The 20,774-nt window shown below is 42.4% G+C and carries 18 protein-coding genes and 1 pseudogene; 10 read left to right on the forward strand and 9 right to left on the reverse strand.

What is annotated here, in order from left to right:
- Positions 1 to 79 precede the first annotated feature (79 nt).
- The 3 genes from BCU75_RS05825 to BCU75_RS05835 form a co-directional block, all read right to left on the reverse strand.
- Positions 80 to 1,030, reverse strand: a complete 951-nt coding sequence (locus BCU75_RS05825; protein ID WP_102473279.1) for a biotin-dependent carboxyltransferase family protein — start codon at positions 1,028 to 1,030, stop codon at positions 80 to 82.
- Complete coding sequence (locus BCU75_RS05830; protein WP_102473219.1) at positions 1,023 to 1,787, reverse strand: 5-oxoprolinase subunit B family protein; 765 nt, start codon at positions 1,785 to 1,787, stop codon at positions 1,023 to 1,025. Before BCU75_RS05830 ends, BCU75_RS05825 begins: the two co-directional genes overlap by 8 nt.
- A 189-nt stretch (positions 1,788 to 1,976) precedes the next feature.
- Positions 1,977 to 2,720 (reverse strand): 5-oxoprolinase subunit PxpA, encoded by a 744-nt coding sequence (locus tag BCU75_RS05835; protein WP_102466141.1) that lies wholly within the window; start codon positions 2,718 to 2,720, stop codon positions 1,977 to 1,979.
- A 170-nt stretch (positions 2,721 to 2,890) separates the two neighbouring features.
- Here BCU75_RS05835 and BCU75_RS05840 point away from each other — a divergent pair, with 170 nt between their 5' ends.
- The 4 genes from BCU75_RS05840 to galE all read left to right on the forward strand — a co-directional run bounded on the left by BCU75_RS05840 (position 2,891) and on the right by galE (position 6,703).
- A complete protein-coding gene (locus BCU75_RS05840) occupies positions 2,891 to 3,106 on the forward strand; it encodes a hypothetical protein (protein ID WP_076678640.1) in 216 nt (71 codons plus the stop codon).
- Positions 3,096 to 3,596 carry a YfiR family protein gene (locus tag BCU75_RS05845; RefSeq protein WP_102473220.1) on the forward strand — a complete coding sequence of 167 codons (501 nt, stop codon included), beginning with the start codon at positions 3,096 to 3,098 and terminating at the stop codon, positions 3,594 to 3,596. Before BCU75_RS05840 ends, BCU75_RS05845 begins: the two co-directional genes overlap by 11 nt.
- A gap of 35 nt (positions 3,597 to 3,631) precedes the next feature.
- Positions 3,632 to 5,605: a diguanylate cyclase gene (locus tag BCU75_RS05850; RefSeq protein ID WP_102473221.1), complete on the forward strand. Its 1,974-nt coding sequence runs from the start codon at positions 3,632 to 3,634 to the stop codon at positions 5,603 to 5,605.
- 84 nt (positions 5,606 to 5,689) lie between these two features.
- Positions 5,690 to 6,703, forward strand: a complete 1,014-nt coding sequence (gene galE, locus BCU75_RS05855; RefSeq protein ID WP_076678638.1) for a UDP-glucose 4-epimerase GalE — start codon at positions 5,690 to 5,692, stop codon at positions 6,701 to 6,703.
- A 355-nt stretch (positions 6,704 to 7,058) separates the two neighbouring features.
- Here galE and BCU75_RS05860 read toward each other — a convergent pair whose 3' ends face one another.
- Positions 7,059 to 9,194, reverse strand: a complete 2,136-nt coding sequence (locus BCU75_RS05860; protein WP_102473222.1) for a TonB-dependent hemoglobin/transferrin/lactoferrin family receptor — start codon at positions 9,192 to 9,194, stop codon at positions 7,059 to 7,061.
- Positions 9,195 to 9,418: 224 nt separating this feature from the next.
- Between BCU75_RS05860 and BCU75_RS05865 the strand changes: the two genes are divergently transcribed.
- On the forward strand, positions 9,419 to 10,306 hold the full coding sequence (locus BCU75_RS05865; protein ID WP_102473223.1) for a LysR family transcriptional regulator: 888 nt from the start codon (positions 9,419 to 9,421) through the stop codon (positions 10,304 to 10,306).
- Here BCU75_RS05865 and BCU75_RS05870 read toward each other — a convergent pair.
- Positions 10,298 to 12,979, reverse strand: coding sequence for a bifunctional acetate--CoA ligase family protein/GNAT family N-acetyltransferase (locus BCU75_RS05870; protein WP_102473224.1), 2,682 nt, complete (start codon positions 12,977 to 12,979; stop codon positions 10,298 to 10,300). The genes BCU75_RS05865 and BCU75_RS05870 overlap by 9 nt on opposite strands.
- Before the next feature lie 216 nt (positions 12,980 to 13,195).
- Between BCU75_RS05870 and BCU75_RS05875 the strand changes: the two genes are divergently transcribed.
- Together BCU75_RS05875 and BCU75_RS05880 are read left to right on the forward strand one after the other, a co-directional pair.
- Entirely contained in the window at positions 13,196 to 13,759 is a 564-nt protein-coding gene (locus BCU75_RS05875) for an SPOR domain-containing protein (protein WP_004730988.1), read from the forward strand.
- Between the two features lie 179 nt (positions 13,760 to 13,938).
- The gene (locus BCU75_RS05880) at positions 13,939 to 14,934 is read left to right on the forward strand and encodes a D-alanine--D-alanine ligase (RefSeq protein ID WP_076647591.1); all 996 of its coding nucleotides are present in this window, start codon (positions 13,939 to 13,941) and stop codon (positions 14,932 to 14,934) included.
- A 251-nt stretch (positions 14,935 to 15,185) separates the two neighbouring features.
- Here BCU75_RS05880 and BCU75_RS05885 read toward each other — a convergent pair whose 3' ends face one another.
- A complete protein-coding gene (locus BCU75_RS05885; protein WP_102473225.1) occupies positions 15,186 to 16,154 on the reverse strand; it encodes a tyrosine-type recombinase/integrase in 969 nt (322 codons plus the stop codon).
- Between the two features lie 100 nt (positions 16,155 to 16,254).
- Between BCU75_RS05885 and BCU75_RS05890 the strand changes: the two genes are divergently transcribed.
- Positions 16,255 to 16,623 carry a DUF3319 domain-containing protein gene (locus BCU75_RS05890; protein ID WP_004730993.1) on the forward strand — a complete coding sequence of 123 codons (369 nt, stop codon included), beginning with the start codon at positions 16,255 to 16,257 and terminating at the stop codon, positions 16,621 to 16,623.
- Between the two features lie 3 nt (positions 16,624 to 16,626).
- Positions 16,627 to 16,938, forward strand: a complete 312-nt coding sequence (yciH, locus tag BCU75_RS05895; protein WP_009845368.1) for a stress response translation initiation inhibitor YciH — start codon at positions 16,627 to 16,629, stop codon at positions 16,936 to 16,938.
- Positions 16,939 to 17,108: 170 nt separating this feature from the next.
- Here the strand turns inward: yciH and BCU75_RS05900 are convergent, their stop codons facing one another.
- Positions 17,109 to 17,435, reverse strand: coding sequence for a DUF3693 domain-containing protein (locus BCU75_RS05900; protein WP_102473280.1), 327 nt, complete (start codon positions 17,433 to 17,435; stop codon positions 17,109 to 17,111).
- On the opposite strand from BCU75_RS05900, the pseudogene BCU75_RS05905 reads away from it, so the two are divergent.
- Positions 17,421 to 18,606 (forward strand): annotated as a pseudogene (locus BCU75_RS05905) (GGDEF domain-containing protein); the annotation flags it as partial. The gene BCU75_RS05900 and the pseudogene BCU75_RS05905 overlap by 15 nt on opposite strands.
- A gap of 801 nt (positions 18,607 to 19,407) precedes the next feature.
- Here the strand turns inward: BCU75_RS05905 and BCU75_RS05910 are convergent.
- Both BCU75_RS05910 and BCU75_RS05915 read right to left on the reverse strand, forming a co-directional pair.
- Complete coding sequence (locus BCU75_RS05910; RefSeq protein ID WP_004731009.1) at positions 19,408 to 19,560, reverse strand: YoaH family protein; 153 nt, start codon at positions 19,558 to 19,560, stop codon at positions 19,408 to 19,410.
- A gap of 41 nt (positions 19,561 to 19,601) precedes the next feature.
- Positions 19,602 to 20,750: a conjugal transfer protein TraF gene (locus tag BCU75_RS05915; protein WP_102473226.1), complete on the reverse strand. Its 1,149-nt coding sequence runs from the start codon at positions 20,748 to 20,750 to the stop codon at positions 19,602 to 19,604.
- Between the last annotated feature and the right edge of the window lie 24 nt (positions 20,751 to 20,774).

A 20,774-nucleotide genomic window follows, 5' to 3' on the forward strand; every position in this document is an offset into this window, starting at 1 on the left:
AGCTGGATTTTTAATTTAAACGCCTTTTGATGCGAACTTAATCACGGAAACTTCGAATAACAATTCTAAACAAAAAATATCAATAACCGAAAAACTGAGCCCATTGGCACCACACATCTTGTAACCCTAAGCGATCACCTTTGCTAAACGAGACCTCATGTCCAGGTTTGGCTTGTGCTAGGCGCGGTAAATCGATTCTGGCGACACATCCAATCTTCGGATAGCCACCAATGGTCTGTCTATCATTAAGCAACACGATAGGTTGCCCATCTTGGGGGACTTGAATCGCACCAAGGGCAATCCCTTCTGACAATAGCGAAATATCAGGTGAATCAATCGATTCACCACTGAGTCGATAACCCATCCGATTAGAGTTTTGGTCAACGTGATACTGTGCGTTATACAAAGTCTCTTTTGCTGACTCGGAGAACTGCTCGCTTTGATAGCCTTCAATCACTCGCAGGTTCACTGGTAGATTGTAATCGGGCGTGTATCGGAAGGTGACACTCAACGCTTTAAACGGGCGCGAGAGTTCGTGTTGAGTAAAAGCAATTTGTTGCCCTTGCTGGCATGGTTGTCCATCTTGCGTTAACCCACCAATCATTTCACGAGTCACTGTAGAACAGCTATTAAGAGTTGATGGGACATCAAAGCCACCCTTAACGGCTAAATACGCCCTTAGACCGTTTTTAGGCAAACCAAATGAGAGAACTTGCCCCTTAAAAGCTTGAAAAGTACGCCAGTTCGACTGTGGCTCACCATCGAGCTTCGCTTGTAAATCGCCACCGCATAACGCCATTTCGCAATCAAAATCGATTCGTAACGCACATTGCCCAAGCGTGACTTCCAATGCAGCTTGGTTTACTGGATTTCCCAATAGGAGATTGGCCCAACTATACGAGTAATCATCAACGGGCCCACCTTGTGTCAATCCGAGATGAGCGACGCCAAATCGCCCAAAGTCTTGAATTAGACTCAACGGGCCCGGTTTAATCACTGTTAGTGTTGGTTTAACTTTTGTCTTAACCATTAGCGACATCTCCACTAATCTCCATAGACCTAAGCTCAATAAATTCTTGTTTTGAAATCGCGATGAAACGGACTGTATCACCGACATTAAGTAGAGACAGCGACTTTTGCGTGATATCAGCGTTCTTCAATTGGCTATGTTCAAACAGTGCGAGCGGGCAATTGCCAATAATGTTCCAACCGCCCGGTGAGTCCGAAGGATACACCGCCGTTTTCGTATCTGCGATGGCGATACTGCCTTTCGGTACACTTAAACGTGGGGTTGAATGACGAGGCAAAGCAAGTTCATTGACCACATCAGACATAAACGCAAAGCCAGGCGTAAACCCAATAGCACTGACGCTGTATGTCTGTGAGGTATGATGTTGAATGATCTCGTCTAACGACATGCCTTTGGCTTGATAGCGATCTAAGTCGAGTGCCGTTTCTGGTGAGTAATAAGCAGGAAGCTCAATAGTATGACTAGTGTTAATAACATTAGAAAATGACGACAAAGCTTGAGTCAACAAAGTGTTGAGCTGTCCAATAATATGTTGTTCTGAAATCCGATAAGGTAAGTAGTCAATCAAAATAGTGTGGTAAGCCGGTGTCACATTCATCAATACAGACGCTAAGTTTTGGCGAATGGCATCGGAAAAGTGAGCCAAGTACTGCGCATATTGAGCGTTAGATTGGCGACTTGGATCTGACACCAAGGTTACTAAAACACTGCATTCTGCGACTGGCGTTATATTGAATTCAATTTGTTTCGTCGTCATTTCGTTTCCATACTTTTTTCGATGCTTTTGTTTGCTTGTTTTTTCAATACTGTAGCTTGCTTGGCGTTTCTAACTTCCGTGTCCAAACCAATACAAAGAGACTAGATCTTACGAGCAATTGGTTAGGTGAGCGGTTAAGCGAACGATAAGGCCATGCGTCACACAAATCACACGCTTCATACTAACTAACTAGTTAAAAGCGTTGAGGTCTTGTCTGATTTTTCTAATTAATGCAATGGATTGGGGGTTATCACCATGAACACAGATGGTATCGGCTTCAATAGGCAGTCTCTCACCTTCAATGGTCGTGACCGAGCCGTAGTTAATGATTTGCATGACTTGGTTATAGATGTCGTCTTGATTGACGTAAACCGAGCCTTTTTGAGTTCGCGGTGATAACTGTCCGTTATTTAAGTATGCACGGTCAGCAAACGCTTCAAACAAGAGGGGTAAGTCATGATCGTCAGCAATATCTAAATACTGCTGATTGTCGGACGAAGAGAGAATCATCAAGGGGATGTTAAATCCAGCGACCGCTTGAGCAACGGCATTAAATACATCAATGTTCGCCATCATATCGTTGTAAAGGGCGCCATGAGGTTTCACATAGCCAACAGAGGTGTGGTGATAGCGGCAAAGGGCTTGTAGTGCACCGACCTGATAGCAAACTAATTCACTGATTTCATCCATGGTATGTGGAATAGAACGGCGACCAAACCCAACTAAATCTTGATAACCAGGATGAGCACCAATTTGGGTGTGATAGTGCTGTGCCAGTTTTATGGTCTTGGACATAACGTGCGGATCAGACGCGTGAAAGCCACATGCGATGTTCGCCATATCGACCCATTCCATGACCGACTCATCATCGCCCATCTTCCAATTGCCGAAACTTTCTCCCATGTCGCAATTAAGCAAAATCTTCGTTGTCACGTGGTGCTAATCCTTTACGTTGAGGTAAGTAATGACGGTCTTATAAATACCATAAATAAACAGTGACCTAACTCAAACTTTCGACACCGAAAATTTACCAGTATGGCATTTCATATATAGTTAAGCTATTGGTCAAAGGATTAATATCTATCTGTATATTAGGTGAGCACATGATATCCCGCCAGGTTTGCTTAGGGTTAGCATTAACGACACCTGTTTTTGTATCGGCTCAAGAAAACTCTCTAGAGCAACTCATGTCGATGAGCCTTGAAGAGTTGTCTATGTTAGATGTTGAAATGGAAACGGCTTCGAAAGCGACACAAAAACTGACCGATATTTGTGTCAACCAAGAGTCGGTGTATGTGAGGGTATCGCATGAATTCTAAATGGCTTAAGCACCGCATTAAGCTCGGTTTTACTGAACTCAGCCTTGCCACGTTAGCTATGCTTATTGTGCCGTTGAATACATCGGCGGCTAGTTTCAAGCCTCATGAAGTGAAAGCAGTGTACCTTTTTAGAATTGCCAACTTTATTCATTGGAACGACGAAAGCGCAATGAATACGGTTAACTTCTGTGTGATTGGCGATGAAGAGGTAAGCAAAGCACTGACGTCGATTACACAAGGGAAATCTATTCGTTCTCTCGCGATTCAAGTTCATCAATTGGTGACTCCTAGGTGTGATATTACTTATCTATCTGACCTCGATAATGATGAATTTAGCCGTAAAGCCCACTCACCACATGCTGTGACGATAAGTGATATCCCAAACTTTACGGACATGGGAGGGGTCATCGAGCTAACGCACATCAACAACAAGCTAAAGCCTAAGATCAACTTAGTAAATGCAAGACGCGGTGAATACGTCATCGGTTAAAATCTATTAAGAATCGCTATAGTGGAGGGCCAATAATGTTGTCTTTCATTAATAATATATCGATTAAAAACAAGCTTATATTACCGATTGTCATCTTCATCGTGGTTACTTTTGTAACGATTCAATCGGTTAATTACACTGTCACTTTTGAGCGTGAAAAAGAGAGTCTTATTCAGCGAGTTAAAGTGTTGGCACAAGGTGTTGCTTATAACCTACAAGCCGCAATTCTATTTGAGGATAAACCTTCGGCTCAGGAAATTTTGTCAGCCTTCGTTGCAGATAAAGATATCGTCAGGGTAAAACTCTATGACATAAACAAACAACTTTTTGCCAGCTATCAAGTGAGCAATACGTTGGTTCCAAGGCCGAATACAGATGAATTAAATGACATCGCGGATCATCAATTTGCCATCTCCGAGAATTTCATCTTTTTACTCGTCCCGGTGACGCTGGATGACGCTGTGATCGCGAACTTGAGAGTGACAATATCAAAAGAGACGTTTAATACGATCTTAACGAATATTTTCAAAGTTGCGGCGGTTTACCTGTTGTTTCTAGTGATCTTAGGTGGGGTACTGGTCAAATTGGTTCAACGCTTGATTATCGAGCCGATGTTTGACCTTAATGAGGCGATGCAAGCCTTTGTTGAGCGTCGTTCAGAACAACCAAAATTAGTTGCAACGAACCGTGATGAGATAGGAGATCTAATTCGCGCTTTCAATACCATGCTCGCAAGGCTTCAACATCGCGATAACCAAATCAATTTTACGTTAGACAAGTTGCAAGAAGAAAAGTCGTTTGCGAATGAGGTCATTGAAACCGTTCAGCACTCATTGTTGGTTGTGGATGAAAAAGGGATCATTGTTCATGCGAACGCAGCCACACGCGATATTTTTAAGTGTTCCGAAGCGTTTCTTGAAAATTTATTGATTCAAGACTTGATCGCGACCAAGCAAACTGGGGTCATACAAGCGGTTATCGACGCCAATATTGAGTTCAATGACGAGTTACTCGAAACCACCGATCTATATCAATCAAAACGCTGGCTTCGTGTGAGTAGCCGTTCGTTGTCGAAACATGGTCGTATCCTTTATGCAATCCAAGATGTCACGGGGATAGAAACAGCGATGAGCCGTCAGCGTATAGCTGCGGGGGTTTTTGAGAACAGTAAAGATGGCTTAATCGTACTGAATTCGTCAAACGTGATTACCATGGTTAATCCTGCGGTCACTCAACTTCTCGGTTATCACGCTGATCTGCTGGTGGGTAAAACACCATTTGATGTGTTTTCTTGGCAACAATTTTCATCACTAATGCCGACAATTCGCAGTTCTTTAGAAAATTACGGTCAATGGCAAGGTGAGGTATGGGAAAAGAGTGCATCTGGCACTTTGGTTCCAATGTTTGTCAAAGTGAACCGAGTTTCGTCAGACAATGAGAAAGACGAGTTTGATATGGTACTAACATTGTCTGATTTATCTAATGTTAAAGAGATGGAAAGGCTTGAACACTTGGCTCATCACGACGCGTTAACTGGCTTAGCCAACAGAGCGCAGCTGTATAAGGTGATGGATGATGTTGTAACCTCCAGCCATTATTTAAACCAGCAGTTTGCGGTTATCTATTTGGATCTTGATGGCTTTAAACACGTTAACGATAACTTTGGACACGATGCGGGAGACGAAATCCTCAAACAAGTATCGAGCCGATTGTTATCTCAGGTTCGTGCTGGAGATTTAGTTGCACGTTTGTCGGGTGATGAATTTGTTCTTATTATTAAACAGACCAACAAAGTTTTATTAGTGAAGTTAGCTGAGAGACTGTTGCAGCTGATTGGGCAACAAGTGACCCACAAACAGCGTTCACTTAATGTTGGAGCGAGCTTGGGCATACACTTAGTTGATGGTTCAGAGCGCGATATTGACGTGATTCTAAAAATTGCTGATGAGGCGATGTACCAAGCGAAACGCAAAGGAAAAGGTCAATTTGTGTTCTCTCGTAATAGTTAATTGCCAAAGGCGTTTGTGACCTCAACCTAAGTTGTTGTATCATAAGTGATAGGTTGAATATTTTAATTAAAAGGTCTGCTAAACATGAATGTTTTAGTTACAGGTGGCATGGGTTACATCGGTAGCCATACAAGTATCCAGATGATCAATGCGGGCATGACTCCTGTACTTTTTGATAGCTTGTACAACAGTAAACCAAGCGTACTAGAGCGTATCGAAAAAGTATCTGGTGTTCGCCCTGATTTCATTGAAGGTGACGTTCGTGATAAAGCACTTTTAATTGAAACCATGAAGCAACACAACATTGAAGCGGTTATTCACTTCGCCGGTCTGAAAGCAGTCGGCGAGTCAGTTGAGAAACCACTTGAATACTATGACAACAACGTTAACGGTACTTTGGTTCTTGTTGATGCAATGCGCGAAGCTGACGTAAAAACCTTAGTATTCAGTTCATCGGCTACCGTTTATGGCGATCCAGCAAGTGTGCCAATTACTGAAGATTTCCCAACAAGTGCAACGAACCCGTATGGCCGTAGTAAGCTAATGGTTGAAGAGTGCTTAGCAGATTTCCATAATGCAAACCCAGATTGGAGCATTACGTTACTTCGCTACTTTAACCCAGTAGGCTCTCATCCAAGTGGTGAATTAGGTGAAGACCCGCAAGGTATTCCAAATAATCTAATGCCATTTGTCTCTCAAGTAGCAGTCGGTCGACGTGAATTCCTGTCTGTATTTGGTAGCGATTATCCAACAAAAGATGGGACTGGCGTTCGCGATTACATCCACGTAATGGATCTGTCTGATGGTCACATCGCAGCGCTTGAAAAAGTAGGGCGTAAAGATGGTCTTCATATCTACAACCTTGGTACTGGTAATGGTTCAAGTGTATTAGATATGGTGAAAGCGTTCGAGAAAGCGAGTGGTAAACAAGTCCCTTATAAACTGGTCGATCGCCGCCCTGGTGATATAGCAGAATGTTGGGCAGATCCAGCTAAAGCTCAGAAAGAACTGGGCTGGAATGCTACGCGTACATTGACTGAAATGACGGAAGATACATGGCGCTGGCAGTCAACGAATCCAAATGGTTTCCCTGGCTGATCTAGTTGTTTCATGAATGATTAATATACAGAAAGATGCTTTAGGGCATCTTTTTTGATCTAAATCGAATAAAAAGTGAATTAGTGGTTAAAAAGTATCATTCTGTATCGGTTGTTGTTATCATGCTCGCGAAATATATGTTTAATGTTAATTTTCTTTGGAGTTAATCATGGAACTAGGCCTAATTATCACTTTCATCATTGCTGCTGCAGTAATGGTTAAGAAAGAGATGGCAGAGAAATAATTTCACTTTATCCCTTTTTAATACAATTTTTAGTGAAATAATAAAAGCCAGCATTTAGCTGGCTTTTTAGTTTCTGCAGTATACGTTTCTGTGGTTCAGCTTTCTAACGAATTAGAATTCGTATTTAGCTGTGACTGACCAGTTACGACCAGCTTGCGTGTAATCTTTATCTTCTTGTGAGAATCCACGAACGTCATTCCACGAATAGTACTCTTCATCCGTAACGTTGAAAAGACCAGCTCTAAGCGTAAGGTCCTTCATCGGCAAGTAGTATGCAGTTAGGTCAACTACTGTTGCAGAATCAGTCGGTAGAATTTCGTCTTTTAGACCCGCGCTATTTATATCACTAGACTTCTTGCCAGCTGTATAACTAATGTTAAGTGATGTACCCCATAACGCTGAAGGAGCATCATAGTTGAATCCAACTACAGCATTCCAAGGGTTCACACTGTTAAGAGGGTTACCTTCACCGTCTTCGCCTTCTGTGTACGTGGCTGCAACACGAGTACTCACACCTTGTACCGGCATGAAGTTATTCCAAGACAACGTGTTTGAAGCCTCGATACCTTTGATTACTGCTTCATCAATATTTACATTTTTATATACTGTTGGATCCATAGGAGTGGCTGAACCACTAACAGCTACATTATCAATGAAGTTATCGTAGTCGCTGTAGAAGATAGCGATTTCGCTTGATGAATAATTTGTGTTGTGACGCCAACCTAGCTCGTATGAAATACTTTCTTCAGCTTCTAAGTCTGGGTTAGGGGCATTAACATAACCGTGAGCAGGATTACCAAATGAATAGTAAAGCTCTTGGAAATCAGGAGCTCTGAAGCCTTGGCTGATTTGACCGAAGATCTTATTTTCGTCATTAAGCGTGTAAGTTGTACCTAAGCGTCCAGTTACAGCTGAGTCAGAATATTTTGCATAAGATTCTTCAGGGTTTCGACTTGGGTTTTGGCTTGTATCACCAGGATCTGTTTCAAAGCCGTCAAAACGAACCCCCGGAGTAATCATCCAATTTCCGATCGTCATTTCATTTTGTGCAAAGAATCCATACTTTCTTTCTGATGCTGAAGGAATATAGAAGATAACTTGGTCTGCACTGATTGAGTTATATTCGTTATTAACGTTTTTAATATCTTTGTCTGAATATGAAGCACCGTAGATAAAGTAATTTTCTACATTACCTGTCATGAAGAACTTATCGAATTGCACATCAAGTTGATAGCCTTCATCTTCGTAGATATAGTCCTTTTTCTGAACGTTGCCAGCTGGCGGTAAGAACATACTACCACCCTTAGATGTACGATTAGTTATACCGTTTTCTTCTTTGCTCAGCCAGTCAGCTTGCCAAGTAACGGTGTCGGCAAACGCTAAGTCAGCATCCCAAATATGTTTGATACCAATTTGCTGTTGGCTAGTCGAATCTTCGCCAGTGTAACCGGTGTAGCTTGAGCTATTTAAATTGGTATCACCTGAGTTCTCGATAAAATTACCTGAGAATTCTAAACGATGTTGTTCATTGAATTGATATTGAAGCTTAACCAGCAAGTTGTTGTTTTGAGTATCTTGTTCATCAGGTGTACCGAAGTTTTCAGTTTGCTCACCATCCCTGCGAGTATAAGCAACTAGCGTTTCAAGATCGCCAATACGATTCGCTAAGGCAACGGATTCGCTAAATGTGTTATCAGATGAAGAGTAGTTGAATTTCGCGTGCCCCCCGAAATCTTTGCCTTTTAAAAAGTCACTTGGGTCTTTTGTTTCAAATGCAGCAATACCGCCAATAGCGTCTGACCCGTAAAGAGAAGAAGCTGCACCTTTAACTATCTCAACAGACTTCAACATATCTGTATCAACATCAACACGCGAAGAGTTGATGAAGTTATATGACTGAGTACCACTAGGAGTAAATTGGCTAGTTTGTGAGACTCCATCAACGATAACCTTTACTCGGTTACCTTCCATACCACGAATATTAATACCTTGAATCCCCTGACGAGAATTCGTAGTGACCGTGACACCTGGTGTGTACTTAAATAAATCGTTTACATCCGTTACCATGTTTTTTTCGATATCTTTATCGTTAATCACAGTTACCGATGCAGCAACATCCTCAAGTTGTTGATTAGTACGAGTCGAAGATACAACAACCTCGTCAAATAGGGCATAATCGTCAGCAAAGGCTGAGGTTGATGAAAGCGCTAAAACGATTGAAGCAGAGAGTAGGGATTGCTTATACATCTGATAGTTACCTTAGTTCCATAGTATTATCTTGATTTGCGAAAGATAATATTGGATCTAAATGATAATTACTATTATTTGCATTTAAATAATTTTCAATTTTATCAACTAATTCATAATTAATATTCTTAAACAGCTGTATTAAAAAGACTTTTACAGTTCCATTCATAGCCTGAATGCTTCTGTTTTTGTGATTAAAGTCTCATTTATAAAGTAGGAAAGCTATGCATAGTCCAATAACACTTGAAGCATTACACATATTAGATGCCATTGATCGTCGTGGAAGTTTCGCAGCTGCAGCGAATGAAATGGACCGAGCACCTTCTTCATTGAGTTATCAAATCCAGAAGTTAGAACAAGATTTGGATATCATGATTTTTGATCGCTCTGGCCACCGCGCTAATTTCACGGAAGCGGGGCAGTTAATATTAGAGCAAGGCAGGATCATTCTTGGTGCCACCGAACAACTCGTGAACGACGCGAGTATTCTTGCCAATGGTTGGGAGCTGGATTTAACTATTGCCTTTGATGGCATTATTCCAATTGCTAATTTCTTCTCGTTGGTCGACGAACTCGGGAAAATCAGCAAAACACGTGTTCGTTTACAAGAAGAGATCTTAGCGGGTTGCTGGGAATCCCTCACGGATGGCCGTGCGGATTTGCTTGTTTGCCCCAAGCTCGACACGATTCCAAACGATATGAAAAGTGACGTGATTGGTAAAATGGAAATGGTATGGGTCGCGGCATCAAACCACTACGTTCATAAACGTTCTGGCGAGTTCGATCAAAAGGCAAGGGAAAGTTACAGGGTTATTGCAATTGCGGATACTGCACGTGAACAACCAGCTTTAAGTCGCAACATTCTAGAGAAACAACCTCGTTTAACCGTGACAAGCTTCTTTGCAAAGGTAGAGGCTCTAACAACTGGATTAGGGATTGGCACCTTGCCGAGTAGTATTGCCAAACCGCTGATTGAATCTGGCGTTCTACAGCAGATTTCGGGTACAGAACCACAGCCGATCGATATTGTCATGGCTTGGCGACGCAACAAAATGGGCGACGCCAAGTCTTGGTGTATCCAACATCTTAAAAAGACATGGGCGTTAAAATAACGGTAACACCATATCTGCAGTACCATCTTCAAAACTGATGTCTAGCTCAAAACCAAGCTTTTGAGCTAGTGTTAGCATCCCTCTATTCGTTGGCATCGTCATGCCCGACATCTGTTTAGTCTGTTTTGTACGGCAATAGTCAATAATCTTAGTCATCAAAATACGACCTAATCCGACGCCTTTTAGATCGGAACGCATCAGAATCGCGAACTCTGCATCGGTGTTCTCTGGGTTAATCAGTGCTCTCGATACACCAATAATCGCAGGCACGCCTTGTTCCTTACGGACAACCACAAATGCGATTTCTCTATCAAAATCAATCTGAGTAAAATTAGCCAACGCCTCATGATTGAATTCACCAACATCACTAAAGAAACGCTTATAGAGATCCTCTTTGGATACTCGATTAATAAAATCCGCATGAAGCGGTTCATCTTCAGGAAGAATAGGGCGTAACAACACTTCGGTGCCGTCCTTGAGTATAATATTCTCTTCAAGCTCGACTGGGTATGGGCGAATCGCAAGACGTTCTTGAGGATCGCCTTCGTACGCTTTCAATATGATATCGGCATCCAAGATCGTGAACTTGTCGCCATTGGCCAGTACGGGATGAATATCCAAGTCATGTATTTCAGGGCAATTCACTACCATTTGCGATATACGAACTAGCAATTCAGAGAGCCCTTCAATATCGATCGGGTTAGGCAGTTTTTGCAGGCGAATCTTGCCACTCTTTATCGCCCTAATGATCAAGTAACGCGCCAGTGTCATATTCAATGGTGGGAAAGCAGCAGCGGCATCAATTGACTCATCCCACTCAGAGCCTCCTTGACCAAGCAAAATGATAGGGCCAAAGGTTTCGTCTGTAGTGACTTTCACTCGTAGCTCTTGGCCGCCTGCAAGCTTAGCCATACCTTGAATCAACAAGCCATGGATGTGAGCGGTGGGGAACGACAATTGAGAGCGATCGAGAATCGCCTGAGCGGCATTCGCGACTTCACTACTGTTTCGTAAATTGAGCATCACACCTTGAACGTCTGACTTATGCGCAATATCTGGCGAGCGGAGTTTTACGGCAACCGGATAACCAATCGTTTCGGCAATATGTACTGCTTCGCTTGGGTCGGAAGCAATCCAAGTTGGCAATACTTCAAGGTTGAAGTGCTTGAAAAACTGACTGTTTTGATGAGTATCAAGGCTAACTGTATCTTTATCCAGTAGTTGGCGTTCTATCCAATTTTTGGCATCTGCCAAGTCTTCAATGTGCACTTTTTCTGCCGTGGTCGGCGTTTCCATTAACTGACGTTGGTTGCGTCTGTACTCGACCAAGTGCATGAATGCGACCACTGAACTTTCAGGCGTTCGATAGGTCGGGAATCCCGCTTCCGTAAACAGCTTTCTCGCTGGCCTTGCTGTTAGCTCACCAGACCAATTCGTTAAGATATTAAAGCGCTTGTGGCGAGGATGCTTTTTAATCGCTTCAATAATTCGCTCTGCTGTTTTGGCTGAATGTGCGACCGCAGAGGGGCTGTGCATGATAAGAATGGCATCCGCTTCATCGCCATCGAGCAAGATGTTTATGGTGTCGATATAGCGTTGATCGCCAGCATCGCCAACAATATCGATAGGGTTGTTCTTAGACCAACTCGATGGCAAAACCTTACTGAGTTTATCGAGCGTATCTTCAGATAATTCTGCGAGCTTACCACCGCGGTCAAATAGGGTGTCCACGGCCATAATTGCAGGACCACCACCATTGGTCACAATAGCAAGACGCTCGCCACGCAAGGGCACTGAGTGAGTCAGTGTTTCTACCGCAGCAAACAGTTCATGTAAGTTCTTAACTCGCAACATACCACTACGTCGGATCGCTGAATCATAGATAATGTCTAAGGTATCAGCACCACCGGTATGTGCCATTGCTGCCGCTCGACCTTTGGCGGTTCGTCCGCCTTTCAACACCAGAATACGTCGGTTGCGTGACGCTGCACGCGCCGCAGAGATAAAGCGCCTCGCGTCAGTAATACTATCGACATAAAGCAAAATCGCTTCGGTGTGAGAATCGGTACTCAAATAATCCAAGAGTTCCGAGAATTCAATGTCACTGCCATTGCCTATCGAGATAAACGCTGAGAAGCCAATCTCTTTGTCGTTCGCCCAATCGAGAATCGTGGTACACACTGCAGCAGATTGAGAAACAAAGGCGATTTTACCTGGCAGCGCAGTTACCGGAGAGAAAGAGGCATTTAAATTTAACCAAGGGACAATAATCCCCAAGCTATTGGATCCAAGCACCCGAATGTTGTGTTTTTTAGCAATCGCTAGGCATCGTGCATCATAAGTTTCGCTATTATTGCTTTGTTGCTGCATGTCGGAAGAGAGCACAATGACAGAGGCTATGCCTTTCTCGGCTAGCTCTTCAAAAATGGCTACATTACGGGTCGCATTGGTACATAGAATCGCAAGGTCAGGCACGATAGGCAGCGACAAAATATTCTTGTATGAGAGTACGCCTGCCACCGAGTCATATTTTGGCGTAACAGGCATCACCGCACCTTTAAAATCCCCGTGCAACAAATTGTTCATGACGATATATCCCGCACGCGTTTCTCGTTGAGAAGCACCAACAACAGCGATTGAACGGGGTTTAAGGAGGGGATCAAGATGATTCATAGACATATCCTAGCAATGCACGTAAGTTCATCGTAACTTACTTTTCACTCACGGGTTGATGGCAAATTCACCGAATTAAGATGAATAAGCAGACACTGCATAAAGTTTGTGAAATAGGTCACCCACTAATGGTGTATAATCTCAAAGTTAACTTGATTCTAAACCGTCGTATCGGCATGATTTATAGTAATTATTATTAAGGATATAGAGCTTTCCATGAAAAAATTTGCAATTGTGACTTTGCCACTGCTCTTGGCTGCATGTGTATCTGACGACTACGTTACAAATGTAACTTCAGATAGTTATCAAGAAGAGTACAAAACGGCAAAAGTTGAAGCTCCAGTTGTATCTCAATCTGAGCAGACAGGCGTTGTTGAAGAAAACGTTGTCAACGTGATCAGAACTGAACCTGTTGAGCAGAAAGTCACTCAAACGACTAAAGCTAAGCCCGTTGCAGTAGTGACAGGCCCAACGAAGAAACAACAAGATATGAACCAGCGCTTTGGTTACACGGTTCAAGTTGTTGCTGTTGGCAGCCAGAGTAAAGTCGATTCTTTCGTGAAAATGCTACCTACGACTTCTCAACCAGTTTGGGAAAACTACAAAATGGTTAACGGCACTAAGTGGTTCACAGTACTTTACGGTGATTACGCAACACGCTTAGAAGCTAAAAAGGCAATCTCAACGCTGCCAACCACTTTCCAAAACTTGAAGCCGTTTGTTAAGAGCATTGATGACATCAAGAACTCTGAATACCCAACACTTAACAAGTTGAACTAAGTTTTAATTCAGAAAGAGGGAGCAAATGCTCCTTCTTTTGTTTTAAGACCAGCAGTTTTGTTTAATAGTTAATCGCTCGATCTTTCGAACACAATTTTAACGTTCAAAACACTGTACCTATTTCGACTTTTGTTTATCATTGAAGTCAGTATTCCTAGTTTCAAGGACCGAATTTACCCATGAACACCATTAACATCCTTCTACTTTGCGGCGGTGGATCTTCAGAACATGAAGTATCTTTAGTTTCAGCCAATTACCTTTTTGAACAACTGAATAGCGTTGCAGATTTTAACGTTGTCAGAGTTGAAATTAAAAACGAAGGCTGGTGTCTTGATTCAGGTGAATTGGTTTATCTTGATATCAACAATCAAACCTTACGTGGTGACAACCTAGAGTCTAAAGTCGATTTCATTGTGCCTTGTATTCACGGCTTCCCGGGTGAAACAGGTGACATTCAATCATTGTTTGAAATGGCTAAGATTCCGTACTTAGGTTGTGGTTCTGAAGCGAGCAACAACAGCTTTAACAAAATCACTTCAAAGCTTTGGTACGACGCACTTGGCATCCCAAACACGCCGTATCTGTTTTTATCAGACAACAACGACCAAGCGCATTCGCAAGCGACTCAAGCTTTTGAAAATTGGGGCAAAGTGTTCGTGAAGGCGGCTCGTCAAGGTTCTTCTGTAGGTTGTTACCAAGTTAACCAAGTGGAAGACTTAAGCGAAGCGATCAATAAGGCGTTTACCTTTTCAGATCAAGTACTGGTTGAGAAATCAGTTGTGCCTAGAGAGCTCGAAGTTGCCGCTTATGAAATCGATGGTGAGCTACACATCAGCAAACCGGGCGAGGTGATTGCACCTAATGGCGCATTTTACTCTTACGAAGAGAAATACAGCTCAGACAGCCACTCAATTACCGAAGTTGAAGCAAATAACTTAACAGACGAACAACTAGAGTTAATTGCAGACAGTGCTCGTAAAGTATTCACCCAAATGAAGCTACGTCACTTATCTCGTATCGATTTCTTCTTAACGCAAGACAACGAGATCTACTTGAATGAAGTAAACACCTTCCCAGGTATGACACCAATTTCCATGTTCCCTAAAATGGTTGAACATGATGGCCACAAATTCAGCCAGTTTCTAGAGAACTGTGTGAGAACGAGCATTTCTTAGTTGTTCCAAAATATCTTAGCGAGTCTTACACCACTGGCTAAATAAAAAATAGCGCCTTGAGCTTACTCGCCAAGGCGCTATTTTTTCAAGATTCCGAGTTTTTTTAGAGTCAGATCTTTTTGTTTTAAGAGTCTGCCGTCTATTGCTCACGCCGTTTTTTAACTAGCTGTCTATTAAAAGCTAACTATTCAAAAAGAGGCCATCAGCTTACAGCCAAGGTACCATTGGTTTAATGCCAACATGTAGTCAGCTTATTGCCAAGGCACTAGTGCTTTAAACTTCATCTTCTCACTTTCAGCCGTTCCAGAATAACCCACATATTGCGCAGGCATTGCAGGGCTGAGCCAACGACCAAAATCCTGAATCTCCCTCACCTTAAGACCTTGTTTTGACAACTCTTGTGCGGCACCCACACGAATCGAATTCCCTGAAAAATGGTGGTTTTCTGCGAGTTGAAGTAAGTCGCTTGCACTTCTTAATATCCTATAGATCGACGAATCATCTAAAGGTTGCAGACTAATGTTCTCATGCTTGTCAATAGCACGAAACACGGGTAACTCGTCTTGTGTCCCAGTAAACGCAAACCAACGCTGAAGTGCAGCACTTGCTACTTGCGACAGCCGATACACTGAATCTTTTACTGTAATCTGGTAATCATTTTCAACGCACTCGACATTACCCATTGATAACGCCTTAAGTTCTGATCGTTTTAAAGCACACTCAAACATCACATTATAAATGGCGATATCTCTGATCTCTTTTAAGCTCGATTTCTCATTTGAAAGTAACGTGTTTAACTCAGCGAGGTGTGCAGATGTCATGGCATTGGTTTGCTTAGCGTCGCCGGCCATTTGAGCTTGCAAGTGGAGCAGGGTAAAACGAACTTGTCTGTGCTTGATTGGGTTGGCAAAGCTCAACACAGTATGCAACAAACTAAGCGTTGCAGTGTAACGTTTTAAAGATGCGTATTTTCTATCACTGGATTCAGTCTCAAGAAAACGACGAACAGCAGTAATAGAGGCAGGAAGTGTGTTGATACGGTTTTTTGTGCAGAACGCATGGTAGCGATTCCAATCACTGTAGATACCCAGCAGTGAGTTACGAGAATACTGATATCCTGTTAACTCATCTATAATTTCAATTGTCGCGTGCCTGTTCAATTTTTCAACAAATGAATTAATTGTCACAGAGTCGGTTAAAATAGGGACTTTTTTTCTCAAATTACCGTACCTCAACAGGTGTTTTTACCATATTATGCTTGATATCATTATAAGTATACTTATGATTAATACAGTGAAAACAAAAAGATGATTAATAGATATGGCTAATTCAATTTACCGTAGCGTCCATCTGCAATCGATGGATGCTAACAACACCATTTGGCGTGCTAAGTTAAAAAACAATGTTATTCAGGGCAACCTAGCTGCCGTGAAGAAGAGTATTGATTGGTGGATTGACACGGCGTCTATTATTGACCCTAAAGAGTTCACTGCATTAAATAAGTCGAGAGGAACTGGTGGCCTAACTGAAAACTTCAACGGCTATCAGATCAAGAATGACACCGGTGAGCCTAACGCGTGGTATTGCATGTTTAACGGGCGTCTTATCAAAGGCGGCAAGATTGCAATCCAGCGTCATATAGAAGCTTACTTACTCGCAAAACAAAAAGCAGAGCAACAAAAGAAGTAATTTATGAGCCTAGTATATTCAACAGAAACAGGTCGTATTAAGCCTGAAGAAGAGAAAGTCCAACGTCCTAAAGGCGATGGTATCGTTCGAATCCAAAAAGAAACCAAAGGCCGTAAAGGCAAAGGCGTTTCTATAGTAACAGGCTTAGACCTAGATGACGCACCATTAAAACTAATGGCAGCGGAACTCAAAAAAGTGTGTGGCTGCGGCGGCTCAGTAAAAGATGGCAACATCGAAATTCAAGGCGACGCTCGTGATAAGCTCAAAGCGCATCTTGAAAAGAAAGGCTACAAAGTTAAATTTGCTGGCGGTTAAGCTCTAACTAATCCCAGGGTTAAAATCGAAGATTATTATCACTGGTTATTAGGTATTTTATGGTAAATAACCACTATGGTTAAATACACAGTATAATTCAGAGATTATCGACACCGAATAAAGGCAGGGCATCACACAAAGATACCTGCCTTATAAACACCAAAACTAATTTAACATAACGCACATAATACGCACTGAGCTATGGCATCTTGAGTAGGCATCATCCATAACACCAATCCACCACAAGCCATTGAAACGCCTGACATATTAAGTCCGTTAAACTTTTTTGCGATGTTCTGCCAAGCTACCTGAGCCTTGTGATTTTTGCTGCGGTCAGCGGCTAAGTACACTAAGACTTCTTCCTCTGACAAACCAATCCTTTCAGCAATAAAAAGTGCTTCAGTTTCAGTTAGATAGCGAGCTCCGCTTCTAATTGCGCTTATCTTCTGACGACTTAACGCTAAGTCGTGTGCAATCTGCTTAATACGCTTATGAATAAGAGCTACGTTATTACACCCGACAAATACCCTACACGCGTTAACACAGACAGAGACCACGATGGTGGCACCGTAGGCTCATTACATAAGTCAGAAGATGGAATTGAGTTACAGTGTGACTTTGAACGGACCTATAGTTTACCCTTCTGTGAAATTGAGTTCGTTATATCAACACAAGGTAAAGGGCTCGATCTCTCAACGTTCGATTCGGTCACCATTAATATGGATTACCAAGGCCAAGAAGACCCAAGGTTTCGCTTCTACATTCGTAATTACAACAAGAATTACAGCGTGAAAGGCGATGCTATGTCGAACAAGTTCAATCGCTTAGACTTCTCACTACCAGATAAAAACCACATCGACTTAAACTATTTCAACGTTCCTTTTTGGTGGATTGATCATTACAACCAACCGATTACTAGTAGCGCGGTAGACATTACAAACGCGGTGTCTGTTGAGCTCGGGCTTGGAGCCAGCACGCTAGATGGACACCATTCACTTAAGATCTCGAGTATTGTTTTCCACGGTAAAGTCATCAGCAAAGCTTTGTTAGGCGAACTATTAATTGGATTATGGGTGACGTATGCCATCTATTATGTGGGTTGTGCGTTACATATCGCACAGCGAAGCAAAACGCGTGCAGCAGAGCAACAACGCTATTTAACCCAAGAAATTGAAGAGTTAAAGGTAAAAGCAACAACCGATCCGTTGACCGGATGTAGAAACCGAACCGAAGCGTTAGATACCTTCTATGATTTCGAATGGTTGGCGCAACAAGGAAAAACGATTCACATCGCGTTGTTTGATTTAGACCATTTTAAGCAGATCAATGATCAACATGGCCATGAAGTGGGCGACAAAGTACTTATTCAGTTTGTCGTAATGGCGAACGAGAGCCTTGGTGAGCAGTACTTGCTTTATCGCTGGGGTGGTGAGGAGTTTTTACTCGTTTGTCTGGAACAAACTGCGCTACAGTGTAACGAAATCTATCGATGATTTTTACCTAGCAATGGACCAAAGACCTTGGCCTAAAGCGCTTAAAGTAACGACTTCGACCGGAGTAACGCAGCTTAAGGAGCATGAATCGATACGTACTGCCATCAAACGTGCAGACAAAGCGCTCTACCAAGCGAAAGACAACGGACGAAACCAAGTCGTTACGTTTAATTAAGGCTTGCTAGACTGGACCGCAGCTACACATTCAACTCTCGGCCACTACTCAATCAACTATCTGCTAATACACAATCAACACGCCATTAATACCCTGTCGACATCGACTCTCCACCTAAGCACCCGTTAAATTTTTAACCGCTGACTAAACAAGCTCATAAGCTTTGGTGTCTCATCAGCATTTTCATCGATTCGCACACCTCAAAGCCCAATCTCACCATCTGTAATAACGCCATCAATATCATTCTCAGGTTGATACGTATCGTTCCTGAATCGCTCTATAAACAGCTCTCCTGTACGCCTCTAGCTTCCTAAGCACTTGCTTTAAAGTGCACATATTTTTGGCTAGTAAAGCGCGCTCGAACCAGTGGTAAGTCACTCGCGGTATCGGTTTTGAACATTACCGTCGCTACTTATCTCGCACTGTTCTTAGATGAAATCCTCATTTGTCTGCTTCTGAACATTCATACACTCGTATCCACTAAAAATAGAAGTCACAACGTCACTAGCCTTAAAAAACGCCATATATTTAACCACTTAGATGTAGCGACACAAATACTGACACCTAAAATAGCGATTGTTTTACTTTCAGATCTTGCTGTAATTTAATTACAACCCAAAGCCAAGGAAAACCTGAAAAGTGGATTACTCCGAGGTAACCTACTGAATAAAAGACATTTAATGGTTTCTGGTAGATCGGGATTTAGGGTAACTAAAGAGTTGGGATGTACGAGATAATATACTAGAGGGTAGTATATTTAGTTATAGTGCACTAAGGTGTTAAAAAAGAAGGGCTGATGCCCTACTCTTCTTTATTACTCATTTCTTCACGAATTTGCTCAGCAACGATTTTGATAGCTTGTGCTGTGCTGATGCCCTGAGTCATCATTTCTTGAATTCGTTCAACAGCTTTCTGTTGTTCTTCGTGAGAAAGGGTTGGTAAGTCGTTTAGCATGCTCTGCTCCTTTATTTAGGAGCAGAACTATATAAGGACTGTTAGTAACTAGCAAGGAAATTGATTGAAGCACCCATTGCATTTTTGTTTGTGTAGTTCGCACTTAGATCTAGCTGAAACAAGTTGAGTGGCGAAATACCAACACCGGCTGTGACTGTCCCTTCCGAATCAGAGTAAGCCAGGTTTTTGTAGTACCCTCCCCTTAGCTTAAGCTGACGTAATAGGTCGACTTCAGTACCAACACGAATCATCTGTTCGTTGTCATCAAATGAAGTAAATTTCTCAGTCTCGTTTAGGTCGTAATCAACACTGAAAGAAAAGTAATCCGATACAATGCCGGCACCAACTGTGTATACCGGTTCAAGCTTGTAATTATATTTACCGCCAACAAGGTTACTTTGAGAGCCGCTTGTTAATAACTGAGTTGTGTCTTTCGTCTCAATGTCTCTTGAGATCAAATTAGTCGCAGCTACACCCACTCGGAATGGCCCAAAGAACCAGAGTGCACCAGCATCCATGTTGAACGCAGTTTCACCATTGCTGTTTTCTCGTACGTCAGACAGGTCGTAATCTTTCACCGACGCCACATAATTGTATGTGTAAATTCGCTGAATCTTAGGTGTGATACCAAATGAGATATGTTGGCCCATAAAGGTTTGGTATTTTGCTAAAGAAAGGCCGACTTCTGCGACACCGATTGAAACCGCTTCAACAGTAGACAGTTCCACTTTATCGGGATCTGTCGCTGTAGAGTTGTTATAAACATTTGGCGTAGCAAATGATTCTGTGTAGGCTTTCGCGAAAAAGTTTGCCGCAACAAACTGATTAGGAAGAGCGAATGCGACAACACCACCCAGTTCAACATTGGCTTGGTTGCCATCAAGTTTTTTTAGAGCAGCATCTATATCGCCAGGAGTTGATGCGTCAATAACATCATCAACGTTCGACTTCATATCGTTAGGGTCGTTATAGCTACCACCAAAACTTGGCGTGATCATTCCCATGTCATCGTTACGACGATAAATGGCAACAAGTGCTGGGTTATAGAATGGAGCGGTTAGGAAGTTTGCTGAAACAACACCAACACCACCCATCGCATCACCACGCGCTTCAATGGCGTAGTTTGCTGCTGAAAGAGGAAGACTGGCGAATGCAATTGATGCTGCGAGTAGTTTAGTTGTATTTTTCATGCCGTTTATCTTTGTTAGATCCCT

Origin of the sequence: Vibrio splendidus, assembly GCF_002873455.1 — a bacterium.
GTDB lineage: Bacteria > Pseudomonadota > Gammaproteobacteria > Enterobacterales > Vibrionaceae > Vibrio > Vibrio splendidus_J.